Source organism: Pseudomonas sp. GW821-FHT03C07 (assembly GCF_059420925.1).
Genome location: NZ_JBWKUQ010000004.1, coordinates 369,130 through 393,391 on the forward strand (window position 1 = coordinate 369,130; position 24,262 = coordinate 393,391).

31 protein-coding genes are annotated in these 24,262 nt (G+C 59.7%); 28 read left to right on the forward strand and 3 right to left on the reverse strand.

Annotation, left to right across the window (positions count from 1 at the left end):
• Positions 1 to 10: 10 nt before the first annotated feature.
• The 19 genes from AC07VG_RS11095 to AC07VG_RS11185 are packed head-to-tail and all read left to right on the forward strand — an operon-like array spanning position 11 to position 14,292.
• Positions 11 to 604: a terminase small subunit gene (locus tag AC07VG_RS11095; protein WP_495021060.1), complete on the forward strand. Its 594-nt coding sequence runs from the start codon at positions 11 to 13 to the stop codon at positions 602 to 604.
• Positions 540 to 2,018, forward strand: a complete 1,479-nt coding sequence (terL, locus tag AC07VG_RS11100) for a phage terminase large subunit (protein ID WP_495021061.1) — start codon at positions 540 to 542, stop codon at positions 2,016 to 2,018. Before AC07VG_RS11095 ends, terL begins: the two co-directional genes overlap by 65 nt.
• The gene (locus AC07VG_RS11105; protein ID WP_495021062.1) at positions 2,015 to 3,472 is read left to right on the forward strand and encodes a DUF1073 domain-containing protein; all 1,458 of its coding nucleotides are present in this window, start codon (positions 2,015 to 2,017) and stop codon (positions 3,470 to 3,472) included. The genes terL and AC07VG_RS11105 overlap by 4 nt, the downstream gene beginning before the upstream one ends.
• Positions 3,417 to 4,157 carry a phage head morphogenesis protein gene (locus tag AC07VG_RS11110; protein WP_495021063.1) on the forward strand — a complete coding sequence of 247 codons (741 nt, stop codon included), beginning with the start codon at positions 3,417 to 3,419 and terminating at the stop codon, positions 4,155 to 4,157. Before AC07VG_RS11105 ends, AC07VG_RS11110 begins: the two co-directional genes overlap by 56 nt.
• 7 nt (positions 4,158 to 4,164) lie before the next feature.
• Positions 4,165 to 5,466: a DUF2213 domain-containing protein gene (locus AC07VG_RS11115; protein WP_495021064.1), complete on the forward strand. Its 1,302-nt coding sequence runs from the start codon at positions 4,165 to 4,167 to the stop codon at positions 5,464 to 5,466.
• 14 nt (positions 5,467 to 5,480) lie between these two features.
• The gene (locus tag AC07VG_RS11120) at positions 5,481 to 5,978 is read left to right on the forward strand and encodes a structural cement protein Gp24 (RefSeq protein WP_495021065.1); all 498 of its coding nucleotides are present in this window, start codon (positions 5,481 to 5,483) and stop codon (positions 5,976 to 5,978) included.
• A 13-nt stretch (positions 5,979 to 5,991) separates the two neighbouring features.
• A complete protein-coding gene (locus AC07VG_RS11125) occupies positions 5,992 to 6,990 on the forward strand; it encodes a DUF2184 domain-containing protein (RefSeq protein ID WP_495021066.1) in 999 nt (332 codons plus the stop codon).
• A 12-nt stretch (positions 6,991 to 7,002) separates the two neighbouring features.
• The gene (locus AC07VG_RS11130; protein ID WP_495021067.1) at positions 7,003 to 7,272 is read left to right on the forward strand and encodes an STY1053 family phage-associated protein; all 270 of its coding nucleotides are present in this window, start codon (positions 7,003 to 7,005) and stop codon (positions 7,270 to 7,272) included.
• A gap of 2 nt (positions 7,273 to 7,274) precedes the next feature.
• A complete protein-coding gene (locus AC07VG_RS11135) occupies positions 7,275 to 7,658 on the forward strand; it encodes a DUF4054 domain-containing protein (RefSeq protein WP_495021068.1) in 384 nt (127 codons plus the stop codon).
• Positions 7,659 to 7,660: 2 nt separating this feature from the next.
• Positions 7,661 to 8,143, forward strand: coding sequence for a hypothetical protein (locus AC07VG_RS11140; protein WP_495021069.1), 483 nt, complete (start codon positions 7,661 to 7,663; stop codon positions 8,141 to 8,143).
• A gap of 4 nt (positions 8,144 to 8,147) precedes the next feature.
• Complete coding sequence (locus tag AC07VG_RS11145; protein ID WP_495021070.1) at positions 8,148 to 8,519, forward strand: hypothetical protein; 372 nt, start codon at positions 8,148 to 8,150, stop codon at positions 8,517 to 8,519.
• A 3-nt stretch (positions 8,520 to 8,522) separates the two neighbouring features.
• Positions 8,523 to 9,074, forward strand: coding sequence for a phage neck terminator protein (locus tag AC07VG_RS11150; protein ID WP_495021071.1), 552 nt, complete (start codon positions 8,523 to 8,525; stop codon positions 9,072 to 9,074).
• Positions 9,075 to 9,092: 18 nt separating this feature from the next.
• On the forward strand, positions 9,093 to 10,574 hold the full coding sequence (locus AC07VG_RS11155; RefSeq protein WP_495021072.1) for a DUF3383 domain-containing protein: 1,482 nt from the start codon (positions 9,093 to 9,095) through the stop codon (positions 10,572 to 10,574).
• A 16-nt stretch (positions 10,575 to 10,590) separates the two neighbouring features.
• Positions 10,591 to 11,031 (forward strand): tail tube family protein, encoded by a 441-nt coding sequence (locus AC07VG_RS11160; protein ID WP_495021073.1) that lies wholly within the window; start codon positions 10,591 to 10,593, stop codon positions 11,029 to 11,031.
• Positions 11,032 to 11,033: 2 nt separating this feature from the next.
• Complete coding sequence (locus AC07VG_RS11165; RefSeq protein ID WP_495021074.1) at positions 11,034 to 11,540, forward strand: phage tail assembly chaperone; 507 nt, start codon at positions 11,034 to 11,036, stop codon at positions 11,538 to 11,540.
• A 38-nt stretch (positions 11,541 to 11,578) separates the two neighbouring features.
• On the forward strand, positions 11,579 to 11,725 hold the full coding sequence (locus tag AC07VG_RS11170) for a DUF6889 family protein (protein ID WP_495021075.1): 147 nt from the start codon (positions 11,579 to 11,581) through the stop codon (positions 11,723 to 11,725).
• Positions 11,726 to 13,384, forward strand: coding sequence for a phage tail tip lysozyme (locus AC07VG_RS11175; RefSeq protein ID WP_495021076.1), 1,659 nt, complete (start codon positions 11,726 to 11,728; stop codon positions 13,382 to 13,384).
• A 1-nt stretch (position 13,385) separates the two neighbouring features.
• A complete protein-coding gene (locus AC07VG_RS11180; RefSeq protein WP_495021077.1) occupies positions 13,386 to 13,976 on the forward strand; it encodes a phage baseplate protein in 591 nt (196 codons plus the stop codon).
• Between the two features lie 4 nt (positions 13,977 to 13,980).
• Positions 13,981 to 14,292: a phage baseplate plug family protein gene (locus AC07VG_RS11185; RefSeq protein ID WP_495021078.1), complete on the forward strand. Its 312-nt coding sequence runs from the start codon at positions 13,981 to 13,983 to the stop codon at positions 14,290 to 14,292.
• On the opposite strand, the gene AC07VG_RS11190 is transcribed toward AC07VG_RS11185, so the two are convergent.
• Positions 14,289 to 14,705, reverse strand: coding sequence for a hypothetical protein (locus tag AC07VG_RS11190; RefSeq protein WP_495021079.1), 417 nt, complete (start codon positions 14,703 to 14,705; stop codon positions 14,289 to 14,291). The genes AC07VG_RS11185 and AC07VG_RS11190 overlap by 4 nt on opposite strands.
• A gap of 34 nt (positions 14,706 to 14,739) precedes the next feature.
• Between AC07VG_RS11190 and AC07VG_RS11195 the strand changes: the two genes are divergently transcribed.
• Complete coding sequence (locus AC07VG_RS11195) at positions 14,740 to 15,705, forward strand: phage protein (protein WP_495021080.1); 966 nt, start codon at positions 14,740 to 14,742, stop codon at positions 15,703 to 15,705.
• Here AC07VG_RS11195 and AC07VG_RS11200 read toward each other — a convergent pair.
• A complete protein-coding gene (locus AC07VG_RS11200; RefSeq protein WP_495021081.1) occupies positions 15,702 to 16,133 on the reverse strand; it encodes a hypothetical protein in 432 nt (143 codons plus the stop codon). The two genes, AC07VG_RS11195 and AC07VG_RS11200, sit on opposite strands and share 4 nt — an antisense overlap.
• Positions 16,134 to 16,144: 11 nt before the next feature.
• Between AC07VG_RS11200 and AC07VG_RS11205 the strand changes: the two genes are divergently transcribed.
• The 8 genes from AC07VG_RS11205 to AC07VG_RS11240 all read left to right on the forward strand — a co-directional run bounded on the left by AC07VG_RS11205 (position 16,145) and on the right by AC07VG_RS11240 (position 22,521).
• Positions 16,145 to 16,873 (forward strand): Gp138 family membrane-puncturing spike protein, encoded by a 729-nt coding sequence (locus tag AC07VG_RS11205; protein ID WP_495021082.1) that lies wholly within the window; start codon positions 16,145 to 16,147, stop codon positions 16,871 to 16,873.
• Between the two features lies 1 nt (position 16,874).
• Entirely contained in the window at positions 16,875 to 17,228 is a 354-nt protein-coding gene (locus AC07VG_RS11210) for a contractile injection system sheath initiator (protein ID WP_495021083.1), read from the forward strand.
• The gene (locus AC07VG_RS11215; protein ID WP_495021084.1) at positions 17,229 to 18,407 is read left to right on the forward strand and encodes a baseplate J/gp47 family protein; all 1,179 of its coding nucleotides are present in this window, start codon (positions 17,229 to 17,231) and stop codon (positions 18,405 to 18,407) included.
• A gap of 2 nt (positions 18,408 to 18,409) precedes the next feature.
• Entirely contained in the window at positions 18,410 to 19,072 is a 663-nt protein-coding gene (locus AC07VG_RS11220; protein ID WP_495021085.1) for a DUF2612 domain-containing protein, read from the forward strand.
• Between the two features lie 12 nt (positions 19,073 to 19,084).
• Complete coding sequence (locus tag AC07VG_RS11225; protein WP_495021086.1) at positions 19,085 to 20,674, forward strand: hypothetical protein; 1,590 nt, start codon at positions 19,085 to 19,087, stop codon at positions 20,672 to 20,674.
• An 11-nt stretch (positions 20,675 to 20,685) separates the two neighbouring features.
• The gene (locus tag AC07VG_RS11230; protein WP_495021087.1) at positions 20,686 to 21,072 is read left to right on the forward strand and encodes a tail fiber assembly protein; all 387 of its coding nucleotides are present in this window, start codon (positions 20,686 to 20,688) and stop codon (positions 21,070 to 21,072) included.
• 322 nt (positions 21,073 to 21,394) lie between these two features.
• A complete protein-coding gene (locus AC07VG_RS11235) occupies positions 21,395 to 21,964 on the forward strand; it encodes a lysozyme (protein WP_495021088.1) in 570 nt (189 codons plus the stop codon).
• Complete coding sequence (locus AC07VG_RS11240; protein ID WP_495021089.1) at positions 21,961 to 22,521, forward strand: lysis system i-spanin subunit Rz; 561 nt, start codon at positions 21,961 to 21,963, stop codon at positions 22,519 to 22,521. Before AC07VG_RS11235 ends, AC07VG_RS11240 begins: the two co-directional genes overlap by 4 nt.
• 335 nt (positions 22,522 to 22,856) lie before the next feature.
• On the opposite strand, the gene AC07VG_RS11245 is transcribed toward AC07VG_RS11240, so the two are convergent.
• Complete coding sequence (locus AC07VG_RS11245; RefSeq protein ID WP_495001612.1) at positions 22,857 to 24,239, reverse strand: LLM class flavin-dependent oxidoreductase; 1,383 nt, start codon at positions 24,237 to 24,239, stop codon at positions 22,857 to 22,859.
• Between the last annotated feature and the right edge of the window lie 23 nt (positions 24,240 to 24,262).

The window sequence follows — 24,262 nt, forward strand, 5'->3', positions numbered from 1 at the left end:
AGGTAACCCCATGGCGCTGACAGCCAAGCAGCAGCGCTTCGTTGTCGAGTACCTGCTCGATCTGAACGCCTCACAGGCGGCCATCCGGGCCGGATACAGCGCCAAGGGCGTCAACTCTCTGGCCTGGCAGCTCATGCAGCGGCCGGAAATCGAGCAGGCCATCCAGGCCGCCAAGGCTGATCGCAATCAACGCACCCAGGTGAACGCGGACTATGTCCTGCAGCGCCTGACCGAAATCGATCAAATGGACTTTGTCGACATCCTCGAAGACGACATGTCGTTCAAACCGGTCAGCAAGTGGCCCAAGGTCTGGCGCCAGTACCTGTCGGGCATCGACATGGCCGAACTCTTCGAGGGCTCCGGCAAAGACCGGGAAATGGTCGGCATCCTCAAGAAAATCAAGTGGCCGGACAAGGTGAAAAACCTTGAGCTGCTGGGCAAGCACGTCAGCGTGAATGCCTTCCGCGACCAGATCGGCATCAGTGACCCACACGGCGGCCCGATTAAAACCGCCACTGTCGACTTTGGGAATCTGACCGATGAGCAGCTTGAGCAGCTTGAGCATATCGCCGCAGCTGCTCGACCTGGAGTCGATCCGGAATGAGCGTGCCCGACGTGGGCTAATGCACTTCACGTTGCGCACCAAGCCTGATTTCGTTGAGGGCTGGTTCAACAGGGTGATGGCCCAGGCCCTTCAGCAGTTCTACTTCGACGTTGAGCAGGGCCTGCAGCCGCGGCTGATGATCTTCGCGCCGCCTCGCAGCGGGAAGTCGGAGTTGTTCAGCCGTCGGTTTCCATCGTGGGCCCTGGGCAAGAACCCCGACCTGCAAATGATCGCCTGTTCGTACGCTTCGGACCTGGCGAACCGCATGAACCGGGATGTTCAGCGGATCATCGATGAAGATGTCTACCACGGGATTTTCCCCGGGACCTGTCTGAACGGCCGGCGCGTCGTGAACGCCACCGGCACCGCCCTGCGCAACAGCGAGATATTCGAGGTCGTCGGGCGTCGTGGCGCTTATCGCAGCGCTGGTGTCGGCGCGGGCATTACTGGCATGGGCGCCGACATCGGGATCATCGATGACCCGGTAAAGGACGCCAAGGAAGCCAACAGCGAAACGGTGCGCCAGGCCATATGGGACTGGTACACCACCACCTTCTACACCCGGTTGTCGCCGAACAGCGGCATCTTGCTGGGCATGACCCGCTGGCACGAGGACGACCTCGCAGGCCGGCTCCTCCAGCAGATGGCGAATGGCGAGGGCGACAACTGGAAGATCGTCAGCTTTGCGGCAATCGCCGAAGAGGACGAAGAGTTCAGAAAGGCCGGCGAGGCTCTACACCCTGAGCGCTACCCGCTGGAGCGCCTGGCCAAGATCAAGAAGGCCATCGGCTCGCACGCCTGGGATGCGCTCTACCAGCAGCGCCCGAACACCAAAGGCGGCGGCCTGATCCATTCGGCCTGGTTCCTGCGCTACCGCATGTTGCCCCGTATCCAGTATCGGGTGATCTACGCGGATACTGCGCAGAAGACCAAGGAGCGGAACGACTACACGGTATTCCAGTGCTGGGGACTCGGCGAGGACCGCCGTATCTACCTGATTGATCAATTGCGCGGCAAGTGGGAAGCCCCAGACCTGCGCAAGCGTGCCACCGAGTTCTGGAACAAGCACGCGGACCAGCAAGACATCGGCTACCTGCGCTCTTTCATGGTCGAAGACAAGGCCAGCGGCACCGGCCTTATCCAGGACCTGCGCAGCCTGGGCGGCATCCCCATTTCTGGCATCGAGCGCAACAAAGACAAATTGACCCGCGTCATGGACGTGCTGGCCTACATCGAGTCCGGCAACGTCTGCATCCCTGAAAACGCCCCGTTCACATCCGATTTCATCACTGAGTGCGAGTCGTTCACCGCGGACGACAGCCACCTGCACGACGACCAGATAGACCCTATGTGTGACGCAATCAACGACATGCTTGGCAGCCAAAGCAGCCTTGCCGTGTGGGGAAGACTATGAGCAAGCGGCACCAACTCAACGCCAGGGCCGCGAAGGTCAACCAGCAAACCGACGCCGCACGCAAATCGTTCATGACCGGCGACAGCTTCCAGAACTTCACCGCCCGGGTCGGCCTTGGCACCCAGAACCAGCACAGCGACAGCGGCTATGGTTTCAGCTTCGTCAGCCGTAACCGAATCCAGATGGAAGCGGTATATCGGTCTAGCTGGTTGGCAGGCCGTGCGGTGGACTGCCGGGCCAAGGACATGACACGGGAAGGTATCGAGTTCAACTCGGTCATGCCGCCCGAGGAAAAGGACAAACTCGCGCGCGCCTTCGAGCGCCTGCAGATCTGGAAGGGCCTGGGAGACAACGAGAAATGGTCGCGCCTCTATGGCGGCTCCATCGCCGTGATGCTGATCGATGGCCAGAAGCCTGAAACGCAGCTGCGCCTCGATACGATCGGTCCCGGCCAGTTCAAGGGCCTGCTGGTGCTCGACCGCTGGCTCGTACAGCCATCGCTGGAGAACCTGGTCACCGAATACGGTCCGGACATGGGCAAGCCCAAGTTCTATACCGTGGTGGCCGACGCCCAGGCGCTGGTCAACCAGAAAATCCATTACTCCCGCGTGATCCGCCGCGAGGGCGTTGAGTTGCCGTACTGGCAGCGGATCGCCGAAAACGGCTGGGGCCAGTCGGTTCTCGAGCGCCTATGGGATCGTCTGGTTGCGTTCGACAGTGTTACGTCGGGTACCGCGCAGCTGGTCTACAAGGCTCATTTGAGAACCTACTCGGTCACAGGGCTGCGCGACTTGATTGCGTTGGGTGGGCGATCGCTTGAGGCACTACTCAAGAACATCGACATGATCCGCCAGTTCCAGAGCAACGAGGGCTTGACCCTCATGGACGCCCAGGACAAGTTCGAAACGCATCAATACAGCTTCTCGGGGCTGTCTGACGTGATCGATAAGTTCGGCGAACAGGTCTGTGGCGCTGTGGAGACTCCGGACATCATTCTGTTCGGGCAGTCGCCTGGGGGCATGGGCGATGGCGACGAGTCCGTGCGTATCTACTACGACAGCGTCAAGAGCGACCAGGACACGTACTTGCGCCCTGGCGTAACGACCTTGTGCGACGTCATGAGCCGTTCGGAGCTGGGCAAGCCTCTCCCCGAGGGGTTCGCCTTCGATTTCGTGCCGCTTTGGCAGCTTAGCGACACCGAGAAGGCAGAGATTGCCGCGAAAGACACAACCTCGATCGCGACAGCATTCGAAGCGGAAATTATCGACCGTCCGACCGCGCTGAAAGAGCTTCGCCAGTCCAGCAACACCACCGGGCTCTGGAGCAACATCACTGACGATGAAATCAAGGCGGCTGAAGATGAACCGCCACCGGTCCCCGGTGAAAAGGATCTGATCGATGCGCCTGAAAACCCGGGACAAGAAGCGAAACCGGAATCCGGTAAGGACGAGTAGAGCCGAACGGCAATACCAGTCCTCTCTGTCGCAGGTAGCGCGCCAGGTCGGAAGCATCATCAATGGCTTTCCGCCTGGCGATCCAGCGGCCGAACCAACGATCAACCAGATGCTGCAACGCTATTCCGATCTGCTTGGCGATTGGGCCGTATCGACGGCAAGCAAGATGCTCGTCGAGGTCAACCAGCAGGACCGCAAGGCCTGGGCGGTGATGACCGAGAACATGTCGAAGGCTTTGCGCGACGAGATCCGCAATGCGCCCACCGGCCAGGTCATGCAGGGATTGCTCGCCGAACAGGTGACGCTGATCAAGAGCATCCCGCTTGACGCAGCCAAGCGCGTGCACGAGCTGACGCTGCAAGGCATCGAGGATGGCACCCGGGCCAGCGAGATCGCCAAGGAGATACAGCGCTCGGGCGAAGTGTCCGAGAGTAAGGCCAAGGTGATTGCCCGAACCGAGGTTTCTCGCACGTCCTCGGCGTTGACCGAGTCTCGCGCCAGGTCGGTTGGCAGCGAAGGCTACATCTGGCGGACATCGGGCGATTCCGACGTTCGCCACTCCCACGCTGAAATGAACGGCAAGTTCGTCCGCTGGGACTCGCCGCCCACCCTCGACAAGATGACCGGCCATGCCGGGTGCTTCCCGAACTGCCGCTGCTGGGCAGATCCCGTTATCCCCGAGTAACCCAACCATGAAAGTGAGAACCCAGGATGAAGCCGGGCGATGGTTCGCGCCTGAGCGCCTGAGCGCCCGGCAGAGCATGACCCCCGAGGGCTTCCTGCTGTGCGAGGCGGTGCCCATCGCACGCACCGGCACGCTCGTTTACGACGAGAGCGAACTGGTCAACGAGGACGGACCAATTATCGAAGGTGGCCAGGATGGCCTGGTGACCATCGAGCGCAACCCCGATCAGGTGTTCCGCCCAGAAACCATCGCCAGCTTCGAAGGCAAGCCGGTAACAATGAGTCACCCCGATGACTTTGTGACGCCCGCCAACTGGCGCGAACTGTCGATGGGTATCACCCAGAACGTTCGCCAGGGCGACGGTGTTGAAAGCGATTTGATGCTGGCCGACCTGCTGATCACCGATTCCGTTGCCATCGAAGAGGTGCGCAGCGGTCTGCGGCAAGTGTCCTGCGGATACGACGCCGAATACGAACAACTGGCGGTCGGTCGCGGCCGCCAGACAAACATCGTGGGTAACCACGTTGCCCTGGTAGAACGCGGCCGCTGTGGCCCGCGGTGCGCAATTGGAGATTCCGAAGTGGCCAAGACGACTGATGCAAAACCGCAACGCACCTGGCGCGATCGGGTGATGACCGCCTTTCGTGCGAAGGACGAGGCCGCCCTTGAGGAGGCCTTGGAAGGGGCCAAGACCGGTGATGAACTGGAAGAAGAGGAAAACGGCAGGCTGGCGAAAACCGGTGATTCCAAGACCCTCGACGCCATCCTAAAAACCATGAAAGCCCTGGACAAGCGCATGGGCGACATGGAGGGCGAGGTGAAGAAACTCACCGAGGACGAAGACGAGGACCTGGACAGAGTGCCAACCGACGATGACGTCCTCAGCGCTGAGCAAGCAGCCCATGTTCCTGATGCTTCCGGGAAGGTCTACACCGGTGACGCGGCCGTCCTGACTGATCTTCGTTCTCGCGCCGAGATCCTGGCGCCAGGCATGTCCGTTCCTACCCGTGATTCGAAGGTGAAAACCTCCGACCACGTCTGCGCCTGCCAGCGCGCGGCATTGGCCAGGGCCATGCAGACCGAGGACGGCAAGGCCGCCGTCAGCACCTTCCTTTTCGGCCGCCAGATCAGCGCATTGACTGCTGACCAGGTGGCTTCCGCGTTCATGGGCGCCTCCGAACTGATCCGTGCGCGCAACAACGCCGGCGGCTCGCGCACCAAGGTCGCCACGAGCGATTTCGGCCGCCCCGGTGACGTCGCGGCCATCAACGCGGCCAACAAAGCATTTTGGAACGGCACCCGCCGCTAACTGAGGATTTACCCATGGGTAACGCAATTTTGTATCGCATGCCTTCGGGCATCCCGGGCGACGTGAGCCGCCCATCCCAGTCGACCATCGAGGGGGTTTTCCTCGACCCTTCGAACCCGTTTAGTGCCTATGGCCTGTTCGGCAAGGTCGTTGCGGGCAAGTTCATCCCTGTCGGCGCCGGCGACACTGCCGCCGTCGTCACTGGCCTGTATGTGCGTCCGTACCCAACCACTGGTGGCGCTGCATCCGATCCGCTTGGCACCTCGACGCCGCCTCAGGGTTCTGGCGTTGGTAACCGCATGCGCCGTGGCTACATGACCGTGAAGCTCAATGCCGGCACCGCCGCCCTGGACAGCCAGGTTTACGTCCGCGTGGCAACCCCGGGTAGCGGAAAGCCGGTTGGTGGCATTGAAGCCGCTGCCGATTCGACCAACACCATCGCCATTACCGGCGCGACGTTCATGTCTGCGGCTGACGCCTCCGGCAACGTCGAAATCGCCTACAACATCTGACGGAGATAGCTCGATGAGCCAATTGATCTTGCCGCGCGCTATCAAACGCGTCTACACCCGTGACGGTCTGATGACCTTCGACGCCCAGACCATCGACTCCTCCGGTGTGTTCCTGATTGGCGAGCTCGAACGTCTGGACCAAAACCTCCATATGCCGCTGGCGTCCGTGACCTGGTCGCGCGACATCGAGCTGCGCGAAGACGTCAGCATTGCTGATGAACTGTCGTCCTTCACCAACTCCACCTTCGCTGCCGCCGGCGGTGCCAGCCCGAACGGTAAGAGCTGGATCGGCAAGGACACCAACGCCATCGCAGGTATCGCGCTGGATATCGGCAAGACCGCAACGCCTCTGAATCTGTGGGGCATGCAATTGGGCTGGACCATCCCCGAGCTGGAATCTGCGCAAAAGCTTGGCCGCCCCGTCGATCAGCAGAAGTTCAAGGGCATGCAGCTCAAGTACCAGATGGACGTGGACGAGCAGGTCTATATCGGTGATACCGCCCTGGGACTGACTGGCCTGGTCAACGGCTCCACTGTCACGAACGTCAGCAACGCTGTGACTGGCGGGTGGGCAACTGCGACCCCGGCCCAGATCCTGGCCGACGTCAACGAGATCCTGAACAGCGCGTGGGCTGCCACCGGCTATGCGATCTGCCCTCGTGAACTGCGCCTCGATCCCGTCCGCTTCAGCCTTCTGGTAAGCCAGATTGTTTCTAGCGCCGGTAATATCTCGCTGCTCGAGTTCCTGAAGGTCAACAGCCTGTCCAACTCGATCAATGGCGTTCCGCTGAACATCCAGCCGCTGAAATGGCTCGTTGGTCGCGGCGCTTCCGGCACCAACCGCATGATGGCGTACACCAACGACGTCGACCGCGTTCGCTTCCCGCTGGTGCCGTTGCAGCGCACCCCGCTGGAATACCGCGACATCCGCCAACTGACCACCTACTTCGGTCGTTTGGGCGGTGTGGAATTCGTCTACCCCGAAACCATCGCCTACCGCGACGGCCTCTGACAGGAGAGCACTATGAAATTTCTCAATGTGCTCCAGGGCTTCAGGCTCAACCTGGCCGAGGGTATTCGCGAGTTCGAGGCCGGACTGCAAGAGGTCGAGGACGATATCGCGGACCATTGGTACGTGAAGGCCAACACCGAGACGGTGACGGCCAAGCAGGCCAAGGCCATTCAGGCCGCGTCCGGGGCCCAGGCCTCGGATGCTCCGGCAGATACTTCAGCTCCGACGGACGCAACTCCCCCCGCCAACACCGAGACGGTGACGGATGCCGCCGGGGTGTGATCATGGACGCCACCCAGTTTCGTCAGGACTTCCCGGAGTTCGCTGACACAACCAAATACCCGGATTCAGCCGTGAACCTATGGCTGAACCTGGGTGCGAAGCTGTTGCCGGAGGATCGCTGGTGCGATCTTCTGAACCTTGGACTTGAACTGTTCGCAGCCCACAACCTGGCCATCGCCGCGGGCAACCAGCTAGCAGCCTCGGTCGGCGGTGCGCCCGGTCAGGTCAAGGGGCCGACCACCTCCAAGTCAGTCGACAAGGTCAGCGTCGGCTATGACTCTGGCGCCGTTGCGCTCACTGATGGCGGTTTTTACAACCTAACCACCTACGGCATCCAGTTGCTGCAACTGGCCCGCATGGTCGGCATGGGGGGGATTCAGCTGTGAGCATGAAGATCACCACGGACAACGTCGCGCGGGTCCTGGCGTCCATTCAGGAGCTGGCGGGCAAGCAAGTGCTGGTAGGCATCCCCGCATCGAAAGCCGAGCGCAAGGAAGGCGACGAGGAACCCATCAACAACGCGCAACTGGGCTACATCCACGAATATGGCTCGCCAAAAGCCAATATCCCGGCTAGGCCATTCCTGAATCCCGGGATCGCAAAAGCCCAGGAAAGCATCAACAACCACCTGCAGAAGGCAGCCAAAGCGGCAATGGATGGCGATTCGGAGAAGGTTGAAGTTGAGCTGAATGCAACCGGGCTGATTGCCCAAGCCGGAGCCAGGAATGAGATCACCAATGGTGACCTTGCTCCGTTGGCGGAAAGCACCCTGGCGGCCAGGCGCAGGCGCGGCAGGACCGGCACCAAGCCACTGATCGATACTGGTCAGCTGCGCAACTCGATCACCTACGTCATCCGCGAGAAGGACTGAAGCCATGGCACTACTCGACGTGTCGGAAGTCCTGCTTGATCCCGATTTCATGGATACGGGGCTCGCATGCCAGCGCCAGGTCCTAGTGGTCGGCGACAACGGCAGGACGACCTCGACCCAAACGAACATCGCCTTTGCCGGCGTTGTCACCAGTGACAAGGGTGACATCCTGGAGCGCTTGGCGGGTGCCGAGCGCAAAAAGGGCTCGATCACCATCCACACCATTTTCCAGTTGACAACCGGCGATGGGGATACCGCCGCCGATATCGTCACCTGGCGCGGCAAGACCTACACCGTCTCCAACGTCAATGACTACGCCCACTTCGGGCGCGGTTTCATCTGCGCGACCTGCGACCTTCTACCTCTGGCGGGATAAACCATGGGCAACACCTCGGCAACCGGTGGCTACCTCGCACCGGCGGGGTCGCCTGCGCCGGCAGAAGACACAGATCTCGAAGATATCCTGCAGGCCATGGTGGTCGGCATCACCGGACTACCTGGGCCGATGGTGCGGCCGCGCTGGCAACCAAAGCCACCAAGGCAACCAGAGCCCACCGTCAACTGGTGTGCTGTGGGCGCTGGCGAAATAAAGACAATCTCCAATCCGGCCATTGATCACGACGGATCTGACGATGGTCACGACCAGTACCAGATGCACGAAGAGTTTGAGGTGCTGTGCGCGTTCTATGGCCCGCAGGCCCAGGCCTACGCCGCGATTCTGCGCGACGGCATCTTCATCCCCCAGAACAGGGAGGTGGTGAAGGCCCAGGGCATGGGCCTCATCAGCGCATCCGAGATTCGCCCAGTGCCCGAGCTGGTCAACCAGCAGTGGGTCCGCCGCTACGACTTCTTCATTCGGATGCGGCGCCAAGTGGTCCGCGTCTACCCAGTTCTCAACATCCTGTCCGCCGATCCTCAGATCGTCGGCTGATTCCACCCGGAGAAAGTAATGCAGACTCTTGCCATTTCGGACGTCGTAACCGTCCAGATCGTCATGTCTCCGAAAGCGGCAGCCACGCGCAATTTCGGCGCTCTGCTGGTCCTCGGTTCGTCGCCAGTGATCGATATCGCTGAACGGATTCGCCAGTATTCTGGAACTGACGGCCTGCTGAGCGACTTCGGCAGCACCGCCCAGGAATACATTGCGGCCAACCTGTTCTTTGACCAGTTGCCGCAACCATCGATCATTTATGCAGGCCGCTGGGCAAAGACCGCAACCTCCGGGCTGCTGGAAGGCGGCGTCCTTTCGCTGGCCCAGCAGGCCATGTCGAATTTCACCTCAGTCACCACCGGCGGGATGAAAATCACCATCGACGGCACGCTCAAGACCTTGAGCGCCATCGACCTGTCGGGCACCACCAACCTGAACGGCGTGGCATCGGTTATTTCAACCGCGCTGGGTGCCGCTGGGAACTGCGTCTGGGATGCGACCAATAGCCAGTTCGTCATCACTAGCTCGACCACCGGTTCAAGCTCGACGGTCAGCTATGCCAGTGCCCCGACCTCGGGCGTCGATCTGAGCGTGCTGCTGAGCCTGCAAACTGGTGTTGCGTCTGCGCCAGTCGGCGGCGTGCCAGCCGAGTCCCTGCTCAACGCAGTGACGACTCTGGCTGGCATGTCGAACGACTGGTATGGCCTGCTGGTGGCTGATCCTTCGGTGTCCACCTCTGACGCGCAGGCGGTATCCGCCTATATCGAAGCGGCCAGCCAAAGCCGGATCGTCGGTTACACCACGCAGAGCCCGCTAGCCCTCGATCCAACCAGCACCACGGACCTTGCCTACCTGCTGAAAGCCGCCAACTTTAAGCGCACTTTCACACAGTTCTCCAGCTCAACCCCGTATGCCGCAGCCTCTGTATTCGGGCGGGCGTTCACGGTCAATTTCCAGGGGAACAACACAACCATCACCCTGAAATTCAAGCAAGAGCCTGGTATCACTGCCGAAAGTCTGACGGAGACGCAGGCTAACGCTCTGAAAGCGAAGAACTGCAACGTATTCGTCAACTACAACAACGACACGGCGATCATCCAGGAAGGGGTGATGTGCAACGGGTACTTCTTCGATGAGGTGCACGGTCTGGACTGGCTGCAAAACGACCTGCAAACCGCAGTCTGGAACCTGATGTACACCAGTCCAACCAAGATCCCGCAGACCAACGCAGGCATCAATCAGTTCGTCACTAAGCTTGAATCGCGCCTGGACCAGGCGGTTTCGAATGGTCTTCTCGCACCAGGCCAGTGGGGTGGCCCGGCGTTCGGCGCCATTGCCACGGGTCAGTTCCTGACCAAGGGTTATTACGTGTATGCCGCACCGGTCGAGAGCCAGTCACAGGCTGACCGAGAAGCCCGTAAAGCTCCCGTAATTCAGATCGCCGTCAAGTTGGCCGGCGCCGTCCACTTCGTCGACGTCATTGTCAACGTCAACCGCTGATCGGAGCTGATCACCTATGGCTACTTATAGCTTTCTCGACGTCAACGCCACCCTGGTCGGCGCCGGCGCAGTAATCGATCTGGGCGCTGGGGCCGGAAACGCGAAGGAAGGCATCACGATTTCCCGGGCCGATGATAAAAACATCATGATCACGGGGGCCGATGGCGAGGGCATGCACTCGCTGCGTGCCGCAAAATCCGGCACCTTCACCTTCCGCTACCTCCAGACATCCCCCGTAAATGCCAAGCTGATGGCGCTGTATGACGCTCAGTCGCTCAGTTCCTCGCTCTGGGGGCAGAACCTCATCACCATCACCAACAGCGCGAGCGGTGACTCGACCGGTGGCCGCTTCTGCGCCTTCAAGAAGGTTCCGGACCTGACCTACAAGGAAGAGGGTGGCACCTACGATTGGGTCTTTGACGTCATCAAGATCGATACTCTGCTGGGGACTTATTGAAAATGAGCGAATTCCAACTGGGTGAAGACACCTACCGGATCGGCAAGCTGGATGCATTCAAGCAGTTCCACTTGTCCCGCAAGATCGCTCCGATCATCCCTACGCTGATCCCGGTGTTCCTGAAACTCCAGGCTTCGGCCAAGGCGGAGAAGGCTATGGCGAAATCTGCTGGCGAGGCCGTGGCGTCCGGCGAAAATCAATCCAAGCTACTGACCCCGCTCAGCGATGACCTGGGCTCAATGGCCGAGGTTATGCAGCCGTTCGCGGATGGTATCGCCAACATGCCCGACGAGGCGGCCGAGTTCATCCTGGCCACCTGCCTGGGGGCCGTAAGCCGCAAACAGGGCAACTCCTGGTCCCCGGTCTGGAGCACCAGCCACAACGTCTGCATGTTCGACGACCTGGACCTGGGCGTCATGATGAAGTTGTCCATCCGCGTCATCACCGAGTCGCTGGGCCCTTTCTTACAAGGGATGCTTACCGGCCGGAGCACTCCCACCACGGCTTGACGGTCGACTTGGTGTCAATGCCGAACGGGGAGGACTGGATGCTGATCCCCGTGCATGAGGGCATGTGTCGTTATGAGTCCCTGATTGACGGGACCCTCGACCTTTCCGACGTCGCCAAAATGAATGATTCGCTGCTGGTCCGCGCCGAGAACAAGGCCAGGATCCGCAGAGCTCAGGAGGAATAAATGGCAGATCAAGACGTCATCAAGGAGTTCTTGGTCGCCCTGGGCTTCAAGGTCGATAAGAAGGGAACCAAGGAGTTTACCGACGGCATCGACAACGCCACGAAGAGCGTCGTTAACCTTGTGAAGGTGATCGCCGGTGCTTCGCTGACAGTCGCCGCCGGCGTTTCGGCGTTCGCGTCGAACCTGGAGGGCCTGTACTTCGCGTCCCAGCGCGTGGGAGCGTCTGCGGAAAGCCTAAAGTCCGCCGAGTATGCTGCTCGAGATCTGGGCGCCTCGGCCGATGAGGCCCGCGGCTCGATCGAGGGCATGGCCAGGTTCTTGCGCGACAACCCTGGCGGTGAGGACTTCCTGAAGGGGATAGGGGTTCAAACCCGGGACGCCAACGGCCACCTCCTCGACACTGCCGATTTGTTGGTCAAGGTCGGCCAGAAGCTCAAGGCCATGCCGTGGTACCAGGCAACCCAGTACGCTGGCGTGCTCGGCATCGATGAGAAGACCCTGCGCGCGATCCAGGATGATAAGTTCGGGCAGAAGCTCGAGCAGAACCGCAAAAAGCTCAAGGACAGCGGCCTGGACCAGGCTACCAAGGACGCCCACGCGTTCATGGAGGTGCTGCGTGGGATCGGCCTGCAGTTCGAGACGTTCTCGATTCAGGTTGAAGCTGCACTGATGCACAAGTTGGGGCCGGATTTCCAACGGTTCTCCACCTGGTTCGAGCAGAACGGCCCGATGATTGCGACTCGGATCGCTGATATCACCCTAAAGCTGCTCGACCTGGCCGAGAAATCAGGCCCGTACCTCCAGAAGATTTGGGACTTCTTCGTCAAGCTGGACGAGGCCACCGATGGCTGGAGCACAAAGATCATCGCGTTGTTGTGGGTGCTGAACGCCCTGGGCGCGCTGTCGTTGATCAGCGGAATAACAAGGCTTGCCGGCGCTTTCATCAGCCTTAGCAGCGCCATTGCTGGAACGAGTGCCGCCGCCGCTGGCGCTGGGGCTATCGGAACGCTTGCAACAGGTCTGGGGGCCGCACTGTATTCACCGTCCTTGAACGATGGTGAGGATGAGATCGTTCAGCGCAGAAGGGATGCAGAGGACGCGGCTGCGGGAGAGGTTCGCGGCGGAAACAATATGGCCAAGGGGGTCATGGGGTTTTTCCAGGGCCTTGGCTGGACAAAAGAGCAGTCGGCCGGGATTGCCGCAAACCTCTCCCAGGAAAGCGGCTTTAACCCCAGCGCAGTCGGTGACGGCGGGGATGCTTACGGCGTCGCGCAATGGCACAAGGACCGGCAAAAGCAGTTTGAGCAATGGGCCGGGTTCGATATTCACAAGGCAAAGCTGGAGGACCAGCTCCGGTTTGTTCACTACGAGTTGACCGAGGGGGCGGAGCAGAAGGCCGGTAACCTGCTGAAAGCAACGCAGAACGCCCAGGATGCCGGTGCCGTTGTGTCGCGCTATTACGAGCGCCCCGGAACGACGGACGAGGCCAGGAACAGGGAGGCTCAATCCCGCGGAGAAATGGCCGCCCAGCTCAACCAGACCACCACCATCAACGTTTACGGGGCAACCGATCCGGCCGCCACGGCAAAAGCTGTTGGCGGTGCCCAGGGCCAGGTCAACCGCGAAGCAACCCGCAACCTGAACACGGCGGTGCAATGACATGCCCAACTTTGCAGGCTTTATCACCATCGACCCGAAACGATCGATCGGCAGCATCGTGGCGCATGTCACCCTTGAGGAGGTCGGCACCGACGAGCTGCAGATTACCGAACACCCGGTACAGTTGGGCGCCAATATCACCGACCACGCCTTCAAGAAACAGCCGGACCTGGTCATCAGGTGCGGCTGGAGTAACGCCAGCCTGGGCGGCGTACTCAGCGGCGTGCAAGGATTAGTGTCGGCCCTGACCGGTGGGGATGCCTTCGGCTCAGACTATGTGTCGGGGATCTACAACCAACTGCTGGCGCTCCAGGCCTCACGGATTCCTTTCGACGTCTCCACTGGCAAGCGCCTCTACACCAATATGCTGATGCGCAGCCTGAGCCAGACCACGGACGAGAAAAGCGAATACACACTGATGGTGACGGCCACCTTCAAGCAGATCCTCATCGTCCAGACCCAGGCCACCACGCTGCCACCCAAGGAAAACCAGGCCCAGCCCCAGGACACGGCTGAAACTGTCGATGCTGGCAGCAAACAGGTGACGGTCGGGGTTCGGGCCCCTGGCGGCTGGCAGCCACCCAACGGATAAGCCCATGGCCAACTTCGAAATCCCGCTCACGCCAGTCCCGCAGACCTTCACCGTTTCACTATCAGGCACCGACTACCGGATGACCGTGCAATGGCGCAATGCCGACGGCGCTGGCTGGATCCTTGATATCGCCGACGCCAGCAATAACCAGATCATCCAAGGCATTCCACTAGTGACCGGCGTCAACCTGCTGGAGCAATACGCCTACCTGGGCTTCACCGGTGTGCTGTGGGTGCAGACCACCGCAGATCCGGATGCGGTGCCGACCTTCGATAACCTCGGGATCGGCTCCCACCTGTATTGGTACACGGCCTAATTCGGAATGACCGGTTCGGCGTAGCAACGGCAATGGCCGTCATGGGCGCGGCAGCCGTAGCCAGGATGTCCATGATGATGCGGATGATCCCAGCGAAATTTTCTGCCGTGGTTCGTCGAGCACACGATGCAGACGCTTCCATCGTCACAAGAGCGCCAAATGTAATGGGTGCTCCCAATCGATAGGGCTCTCTCCTTTGTCTCTAGGAATGATGCAATGGCGTTTTCCTTGAGCTTTTCCAGATAGTCAGGATCGCTTAAACGAGCTCTTTTCCTGGCCACCACCACCAAACTTGGCTGCTTAGGAGCCTTCACCGCTTCGATTCGCGGCTTTTTCAGTTTCGCAATCAATGAGGTGCAGGCAACAAATAGCAAAATCAGCACGCCGATTATGACGATTTGGGTTCTATCCATTTTCGAAAACATCCATAGGCCAGAGGTCAAGTGAATGAGCGTACCCCAGTACCTGCGCCAAATCAGCCTCAAGGTCGGCGATGCTGACGATGCTATCGATCTTTCCGAGATGCGCATTCGTTTCGCTGTGCGCCGTGGAGACTTCAGGACGCCAAACTCTGCCGATATCCGGGTGTACAACCTGAATGACGACACGGTCCAGCGAATCCAGAAAGAGTTCGAACGCGTCGTGCTCCAGGCTGGATATGCCGGGAGCTATGGCACGATCTTCGACGGCACGATCAAGCAGGTTCGGCGTGGGCGCGAAAGCCAGACCGATACCTACATCGATATCACTGCCGCTGATGGCGACAGCGCCTATAACTTCGCCGTGATGAATGTGACGCTGGCTGCCGGATCAACCGCTCAGGATCATCTGGAGCAGGCGCTGGGGTCGATGGCCTCTCGCGGGGTAACCCTGGGGTATGCACCACAGTTGTCGGCCAGCAAGCTGGCTCGTGGGAAGGTCTTCTATGGGATGGCGCGAGACTTTCTCGATACCCTGGGTAAAACGCAGGACGTGAGCTGGAGTATTCAGGACAGTAAGCTGACGCTTATTCCTAACAACGCCTATTTGCCTGGTGAAGCGGTTGTTATTTCTGCCGCAACCGGAATGATCGGGCTACCCGAGCAGACGCAAAACGGTATTACCGTTCGCACGCTATTGAACCCGGGAATTCGAATAGGAAAACAGCTGAAGATTGATAATGCGAGTATCCAGCTATATCGCTATGGGCTTAGCGTTAATTCTGGGACAAGCAATGCATTTGTCTCTCAGCAAGCAAATGTAGCGGATGACGGTTTTTATAAGGCGATTGTTGTCGATTTCTACGGCGACACTCGCGGGAGCGAGTGGTATACCGACACGATATGCCTGGCGATCGACTCAACTATTCCACTCGGTCTTCTACCTCAGACTGGGGGCGTCGGCCCTGTTGGCCCCGTCAAGCCATATGGCTAGGGGCACATCTCCATAGCCTGAGCAAAGGCAGTTCCCTGGTTTGGGGATTTGGTTACGGTAGCCGTTCCGTCTCCGGACAATGAGGCCGTCACATAGGCGTTCGGCGGCATAGTTGCCTGACTCCCGTCTTCCCGGACTACCACATAGAAATTTCCGGCAAGCCTGCCCCAGCAGCCATCCATAGCAACTGCAGGATGCTTTCTGCTGGGCTCATTCGATGCCCGGATATTCACTTGATAAGCCCTCATGTCCCTGGCGTGCGCCAGTGGCAACTTGCACGCGCGATCAGCGTAAAGAACTTCCATCGGTGCCGAGATTGGGAACTTGTCCCCGACGCACTGATGCCCTTTTGCCTGCTGAACAAAAACTGTCTCTGCATTCGCCAGGGTCGGGATCAGCAGCGCCCCAATCAACATCAATCTTTTCATGGTGGTTCCTCATGGATGTTCGCGAGCGGATGACCGACCCCCTTGTTGGGTTGACGGTAGCCCTTGGTGCCTGGCAGTCGAAGATTCACACCGCCATCCCGGGGATAATTCAGTCCTTCAATACCGACAACCCCGATTCTATGACCTGCACAGTGCAGCCGGCAATCAACGGCCAGGTGCGGGACGAGACGGGCGCTGTGACGATAGTTGAATTGCCGCTGTTGGTGGACTGCCCGGTGCAGTTTCCGCGCGGTGGTGGGGTCACGCTGACCTTTCCGGTAGGCCATGGCGATGAGTGCCTGGTTGTGTTCTCTTCCCGCTGCATCGACGCCTGGTGGCAATCGGGTGGCGTGCAAGTCCAGCCAGAGCTGCGCATGCACGACATGTCGGACGGGTTTGCCCTGCTGGGCTTCAGCTCGCTGCCACGGGTGATCCATGGCATCAGCACCACGTCGGCCCAGCTGCGCACCGACGATGGCCTGGCGTTCGTTGAGGTCAATGCGGCCACGCATGCGATCAACATCACCACCACCGCACCCGTCAGCGTGACATCCACCGCCTCGGCAAATGTGACCGCGCCAATCATCAATCTTGGCGCGGCCGGCCAGACGCTGCTCAGGTTCGTAACGTCGGCCTTCCAGGCGCTGTTCAACAGCCACACGCACGCATCCGGCGGGGCCGGGGTCCCGAATCAGCAGATGGCGGACAGCCACATGACCACTACGGTAAAGGGCGGCTGACATGCGCTATCGAAAACTCGACGCCAACGGCGACTACTCCTTCGGCCACCAGCAGGCCGACTTCCTGATCGACATCCCCGAGGCAGTGGCCCAGGCCGTGGACACGCGCCTGGCGCTGGATGCCGGCGAGTGGTTCCTCGACAAGACCGAGGGCATGCCCTGGCTGCCTGATGTGCTGGGGGAACGCACCGTAGCGACCCGCGACTCTGCCGTGCAAAAGCGAATCCTCGGCACCCAGGGGATGGTGCAGATCGACAGCTACGACAGCAGCGTCGACCCCGACACACGAAAGTTCACCGCGATAGCCGAGGTCACCACCGCCTACGGGACGACGACCATTACCGGGACGCCATAAATGACCTCACCAACCGCCGCGACTATCACGCCGACCGGGATCACCGCGCCGACGTATGCCCAGGTCCTTGCTTACCTGCAGTCCCAGTATCGATCAATCTACGGCGCCGATATCTACCTTGAGCCGGACTCTCAGGACGGCCAAGCCCTGGCCGTGTGGGCCCTGGCGATCAGTGACGCGAACGCGGCAACGATTGGCGCTTATCTGTCCTTCTCGCCCAGCACGGCCCAGAAAGCAGCACTGTCGAGCAACGTTAAGATCAACGGGATCGCCCGGGCCGTACCAAGCAACTCTCAGTCCGATGTGATCTGCATCGGGCAGGCCGGCACAGTCATCACCAACGGAATTGTGCAGGACCAGGCCGGTAACAACTGGACGCTGCCCGCCACGGTCACTATCCCGCCGGCAGGGACGATCACCGTTACAGCGACGTGCGCAACGGCAGGAGCAATTTCGGCTACGGCTGGGCAAATCAATAAGATCATCACGGCCACCCGGGGATGGCAGAGCGTCAGCAACCCAAGCGATGCTACGCCAGGCGCTCCGGTTGAGACTGACCCAGCGTTGCGGGCCCGCCAGGCGACGTCGACGGCACTCCCATCGCGAACGGTTCTTGAGGGAACCATCGGAGCGGTAGCTGTGGTGACCGGGGTGACCCGTTACGTCGCATATGACAACGACACCAAAGTCACGGACGCGAATGGTATTCCCGGAAACCATCTGGCGATGGTGGTCGAGGGCGGTGACGCTACGGCCATCGCTACGGCCATCGCCTCGAAGAAGGGGCCCGGTGGCGGGACATACGGCACGACCTCTATCACCGTACTGAACGTCTATGGCATGCCGATTACGATCAGCTATTTCCGGCCGACGTATGACGCAATAACCGTCGCGATTTCGCTGAAGGCCCTCACCGGGTACACATCGACCATCGGCGCTGCAGTTCAGCAGGCCGTTTCCGACTATGTGAACCAGGTGGCCATCGGCGGGGGAGGAGGCGGAGCAGTTGAATGGGACGACGCCATTGCGGCAGCCAAGGGCGTGTCGGGTAGTGCGACATTTAAGATCATGGCCTTTACGCTTACGGGCCCCGGTGGCGCTGGAGCCCCCGACGTTCCGCTGGCCTTCAACCATGCTGCCTCCTGCACGCCTGCGAGCGTCGTCCTGACGGTGACCTAACCATGGCAGACATCACGGATTACACCGGGAAGATCACCAGCCGGCACGCCGACAAACCCAAGTTCATGGCCATGGTCCAGGTCGTGGCGCAATGCTTCCTTGATGCCAACCTGGCCACGGCAGCGCTGCCGGCCGTCTTTGACTTGGACAATGCGGTAGACGCCCAGCTCGACAACGTCGGGGCGTGGGTCGGGATCTCACGGAACGTCGATACGCCGCTGACGAATGTCTATTTCGCCTTGGACACGGCGGGGCTCGGGTTTGATCAGGGGGCGTGGCAGGGGCCGTTTGACCCGTCAACCGGTATCACGACGCTCGACAATGACACTTACCGGACGCTGATCCGCGCAAAGATCGGCGCGAACCAGTGGGACGGCACCCTTGGGCAGTCAAAGGCGATCCTCGATCTGGTGTTCAGCAGCGACACACTGGTGTTCATCCAAGACAACCAGGACATGACGATCACCATCGGCTTAGTCGGCAAGCAGCCCACGGCGTTAGAGCTGGCGCTGCTCACCGGCGGCCACATTCCGATCAAGCCGCAAAGCGTCGGTATCAACTACTACATCGTCCCTTCGGCAGACGCTCCGCTCTTCGGGTTCGACGTAACCAATCAATATGTCGCCGGCTTCGATCAGGGAGCCTGGGGCACCGTTTATTCATAAATCGGGGTTTATATGCCAACGAATGACTTTTTGCCGTTCGGCACCGCCGTGGGCGCCAATGTGATGACCCAGACGGATTACCTGGCTCTAACGGCACGTCAGAATGGGTTTTCATCGGGTACCGCTGCATCACCACAGCTCAACAAGGCATGGCGCCAGGCCTCAATCATTGCGTCGACTCTGGCTCAGTTCATCGTCGATCAGTCTGGGCAGAACGCCACCGATGACGGGACGACCGCCACACTCGAAGCGAATCTGCTGATCGCCATTCGTGCCGCCGGCCGGCAAACCACGGTGCTGACCGACACGGGCACCGCCAACACCTACGCAGCGGCTAATACCCCGCCGCTTGCCGCGCTGCCGACGACGTCTGGCTACTCGCAGCGAGTCAACATCGCGAACGCGAACACAGGGGCATCTACTTACGCACCTGACGGCCTGGCGGCGAAACCGGTTTACGGTCTTGCGCTCCAGCCACTTCAAGGTGGAGAAATGCCGGCTGGTATTGCTGTGCTGATGTACCTGGTGCAGTCAGGGGTGAATGGTGGCAACGGCGCGTGGGTTCTCATCGAATCCCTGGGCGGTGCCTCTCAGATATTGGGGGCTACCAAAAGCCTGCACGCCACCAACGCCGGCCAGATCCAGACCCAGGCCCTGACCGCGTTCACGACCGCCGGAACCGCACCCGCGTTCACGCTGACCCCGGTGCCGGCCATCACCGCCTATGCCGTGAATCAACGCTTTCAGGTGACGTTTAATGCCGCGGGCACTACTCCGACGCTGAACATATCCGGTCTGGGTGTGAAGAACCTCAAGCAATACACATCATCGGGCAGTAAGATTGCGGCGATTATCGCAAGCGGCCAAACCTCAGACGTTGTATATGACGGCACCGATCTCGTCATACTTGATCAGCTACCTAACTCTACCGGTACAACGCAGGCACAGTTCGATAACTCAACAAATCTTGCAACTACAGCTTTCGTTGAGGGTGTCGGGTTTCAGTTCAGTGGCCTTATCTCACTGACCGGGAATACAACACTTACCGCAGCGGCCCATGCGGGAGCTATGATTCTCGGGAATAGCGCCAGCTCATTTAACGCTACTCTGCCGCTCAGTAGCACGATGCCAGCAAAAACTGTGATTAAGCTCTGGAATTTCGGGGCCGGCACCATGACTGTAGTGTGTGCAGGGTCCGACGCAATTGTCGCCCCAGTTACTGCGACTACTTTTGCACTGCCGTTTGGCTCCTGGGTCACTCTTGCCTCAACCGGAGCTGGGAACTGGTATGCGGTAGATCAGTCAGGAATCGGTATCGGGCAGACCTGGACCAACGTAACAGCTAGTCGCGCAGTATCCACAACATACACCAACACTACCAGTCGTCCTATATGCATAGCAATCACTGCGGCCAACACTGGCAGTTCTGGTGGTTTTGGTATTACAGCTACAGTTGCCGGGACTACGCACATCTCAATTCCTGCTCAAACTACAGGCGCTAGCAACATGAATGCCTATATGAACGTAATCATTCCTCCTGGGGCGACGTACAGTGTTGCGATTAACAACGCGACAATTTCTTTCTGGAACGAACTCCGATAATGGGAGCGATAATGAAATACTATATTGATCGACAAACAAACGAAGTGTTTGCCTATGAGGCAGATGGCTCGCAAGATTATTACATTAGGGCCGATCTAGTGTTGCTAAGCGATGATGAGTTAGTTGCCATCCGCTCCGCACAAGAGGCAGCCTCCGCTCCGACACCTGAGCAAATACTGTCCTCCGCCAATGCGCAGCGTGATTCGCTGTTGGCCGATGCCGGTTTACGTATTGCCCCCTTGCAGGATGCTGTTGATCTTGGTACCGCGACTGCTGACGACACGGCAAGCCTGAAACTCTGGAAACAGTACAGAGTTTCAGTTAGCCGAGTTTCGGCGCAGCCTGGATTCCCCACAACAATCGAATGGCCAGTAACTCCAACCCAAGGTGGTGCGTGATGATCTGCTATGGAAATGTTGACACAGTACAAGTTTGCACGGTACCGGACGACCAGCCGTTAACCGACCTGGCGCCAGGCTGGATTTTAATGCTTGAGCAGTGGCCCACAACTCGGCCCGATCGATTCGGGGACTGGTTTGCTCGATCAACTGGGACATGGGAGTGGGTGAAGCAACCAGACCCACCGTTCAACGTCGTGTATCACGAAGGTGTCTTGAAAAATGCGGACACCATGGTCGAGATCGCGATCGAGACGCTGCCCGGCAACGTCGCTGCGCGCCTCACTGCCCTGGAAAACCCGCCACCTCCCACCCCAGCCCCATGACCATTGCCAATACGCCGCCTTCGGGCGGCTTTTTTGTGCGCGGAGAAAACATGAAGACATCACCCAACGGCATCGCAGTACTGAAATATTTCGAGAGTTGCTCGCTGACAGCCTATCCAGATCCGGCCACTGGCGGCGCGCCGTGGACGATCGGCTGGGGTCATACCGGCCCCGAGGTCGTCCAGGGGCTCGTATGGACACAGGACCAGGCTGACGCGCAACTCGTCATTGACCTGGTGTCGCGCGAGCAGACTATCTCCGACGCGGTAAACGCGCAGATCACTCAGGGTCAGTTCGATGCCTTGGTATCGTTTTTGTACAACGTCGGCCCAGGCAGGGCTGGCGTTAAGGACGGCTTGCTGGTGCTGAAGAACGGCAACCCATCCAGCCTGCTGCGCCTGACCAACGCCGGGGATGTTGCCGGCGCCGATGCGCAGTTCAAGTACTGGAACAAGGGCAATGGGATCCCCATGCGCGGCCTGACCCGGCGCCGCGCCGCCGAGGCCGCTCTGTATACCGGTAGCTGCGGCGCTGACGCAATCGCGGCGGGAGTGGTGGCAGCATGAACGAACAAGTCGCGAAATTACTGGGTTTCCTGGCGCTCGCCCTGGTGCTGATCGGCGTGGGAGCAGCGGCGGCATGGGAGTGGCAGGCCAACAGCTACGGCAAGCAGCTCGCAGACAAGGATTCAGCCTACCAGGCCGATCTCACCAGGATCTCCGCCGCCGGCGCTGCTCAGGCGCGCCAGGCTGTGGAAAAACAACAGGCCGCCGAGCAAGCCGCGGCCGCCAACGACGCCAAAGCTACGCAGGAAAAATCCGATGACCTCTCTGAAAATGATTTGCTACGCAGGCTCTACAGCAGTTCGCAGGCCAGCAATGACCAGCTTCGTGCTGATGTCGCTACTGCTCAGCACAGGCTGCGCATCGCAGGCACCTGCTCAAGTGGTTCCAGTGGTGGCGACGTGTCCAAAACCACCATCACCGCCGGCGTGGGCGATGCAGGCACCGTCGAACTCGCTCCAACTGCTGGACGGACTGTTTTCGATATCCGCGCCGGAATCATCGCCGACCAAGCAGCCTTGAAGTCGCTGCAGCTGTACGTGAAGAACGTGTGTCAGTAGGGAAGGGTTGTAAAATTCTTCGTGCTGGCCGATAGCCCAGCAGCGCCGGAATAGTACAGCAGGTAGTACACTGAATTTTCTTATTGCTGGTTTTCGTCAATAAACACTGGCAATTTTGGCCTGAATTAGATTCCGGCTTCGGGCACCATCTTGCATTCCATAGAGCGCTTACAGGTTCTCTGGAACTCCCAAAAAACCTGCCTTCTGGCGGGTTTTTTCGTTTTGGCGTTCCGTTGGGCTCTAGTCAGTTCTGCTGGAACCCAGTCGTTTTAAGAGGGAAATTAGGGGTACAGTAATCCGTTCGATGTACCCCTATGTCGCACGCCACTGCTCCGCTAGAGAGCTCTGTCGAAGCGGAACGAAGCACCATAAGCCGAATCAGGCAAGTGACTGCCGCCATCCTCCCTGAGCCTGGACCTGAAGGTCCCACTGGGTGGCTGGGTTCTGTAAAGGCCACGCTTGTGCAATTCGGGAATGATCAACTCCACGAAATCCTCGAGTGAGCCGGGACTGATCAGCGGATTGATCATGTAGCCGCTGGTACCGCAGAGGCGTGCATGCTCCTCGATCCGCTCAGCAACTTGTCGCGGGGTGCCGACCAGGATCAGGTCGCTGCCGCGGGTGACCTTGGCAAAACGCTGTTTTACGTCGCCTGCGGTCAAGGGTTTGCCACTGCCATCGGGGTGCATGACGTAGGACGTCAACCCTTCGGTATGCGTCGACAACGCATCACTGTCGGCATAGCGGCTGATATCGATGCCGGTGTCGCCCGCGTAACTGACCAGTTGCGCCTGAAGATGGTAGTTGCTTTGCAAAACGTCATACTTGCGCTTGGCTTCAATCTCGGTTTTGGCGGTGACAATCCGCAGCACGGTCAGGGACTTCACATCCTCGCGCTGACGGCCGCGCGCCTGAGCCTTGGCCCAAATGTCCTCCAGGCCCTGACGAATCTCATGGGGGTTGGATTTGGCGATGAAAATCAGCTCGGCATGTTTGGCCGCGAATTCACGACCACGACCCGACCAGCCGGCCTGGATCAACAGCGGTGTGCGTTGTGGCGACGGTGAGGTCAGATGCGGGCCGGCCACGCGATAGTGCTCGCCAGCGTGATTGATCGGCCGTACCCGGTCACCCCGGGCATACACCTGACGAACCTTGTCAGCCACCACGGCGTCGTTGGCCCAACTGCCTTCCCAGAGTTTGTACGCCACATCGAGAAACTCTTCGGCGCGTTCATAGCGGTCATCGTGTTTGATCATCTGTTCCAGGCCGAAATTACGGGCGGCGCTGGACAGGTAGGAGGTCACGATGTTCCAGCCCACGCGGCCATTGGTCAGGTGATCCAAGGTGCTGAAGCGCCGGGCATGGGTGAAGGGGTGTTCGTAGCTGGTGGTGACCGTCACACCGAAGGCCAGATGCTCGGTGACCGCCGCCAGGGCGGGAATGATCATCAGCGGATCGTTGGCCGGCGCTTCCACAGCCCACTTCATCGCGGCGTCGGCATTGCCGCCAAAGACATCGTAGAAACCCAGCACATCGCCGAAGAACAGCATGTCGAGGTTGGCCTGGTCGGCAATGCGCGCCAGGTTGGTCCAGTAGCCCAGGGAGTTGATGGCCAGGCGCTCGTCGGCCGGGTGGGTCCAGAGGCTTGGCGCACCGCCGCAGCCGACACTGGCTTGTTCGTAGAGGGCAAACAATAGAGGTTTTTGATCGGACATCTTCGTTCCTGAAAAAGTCGTTG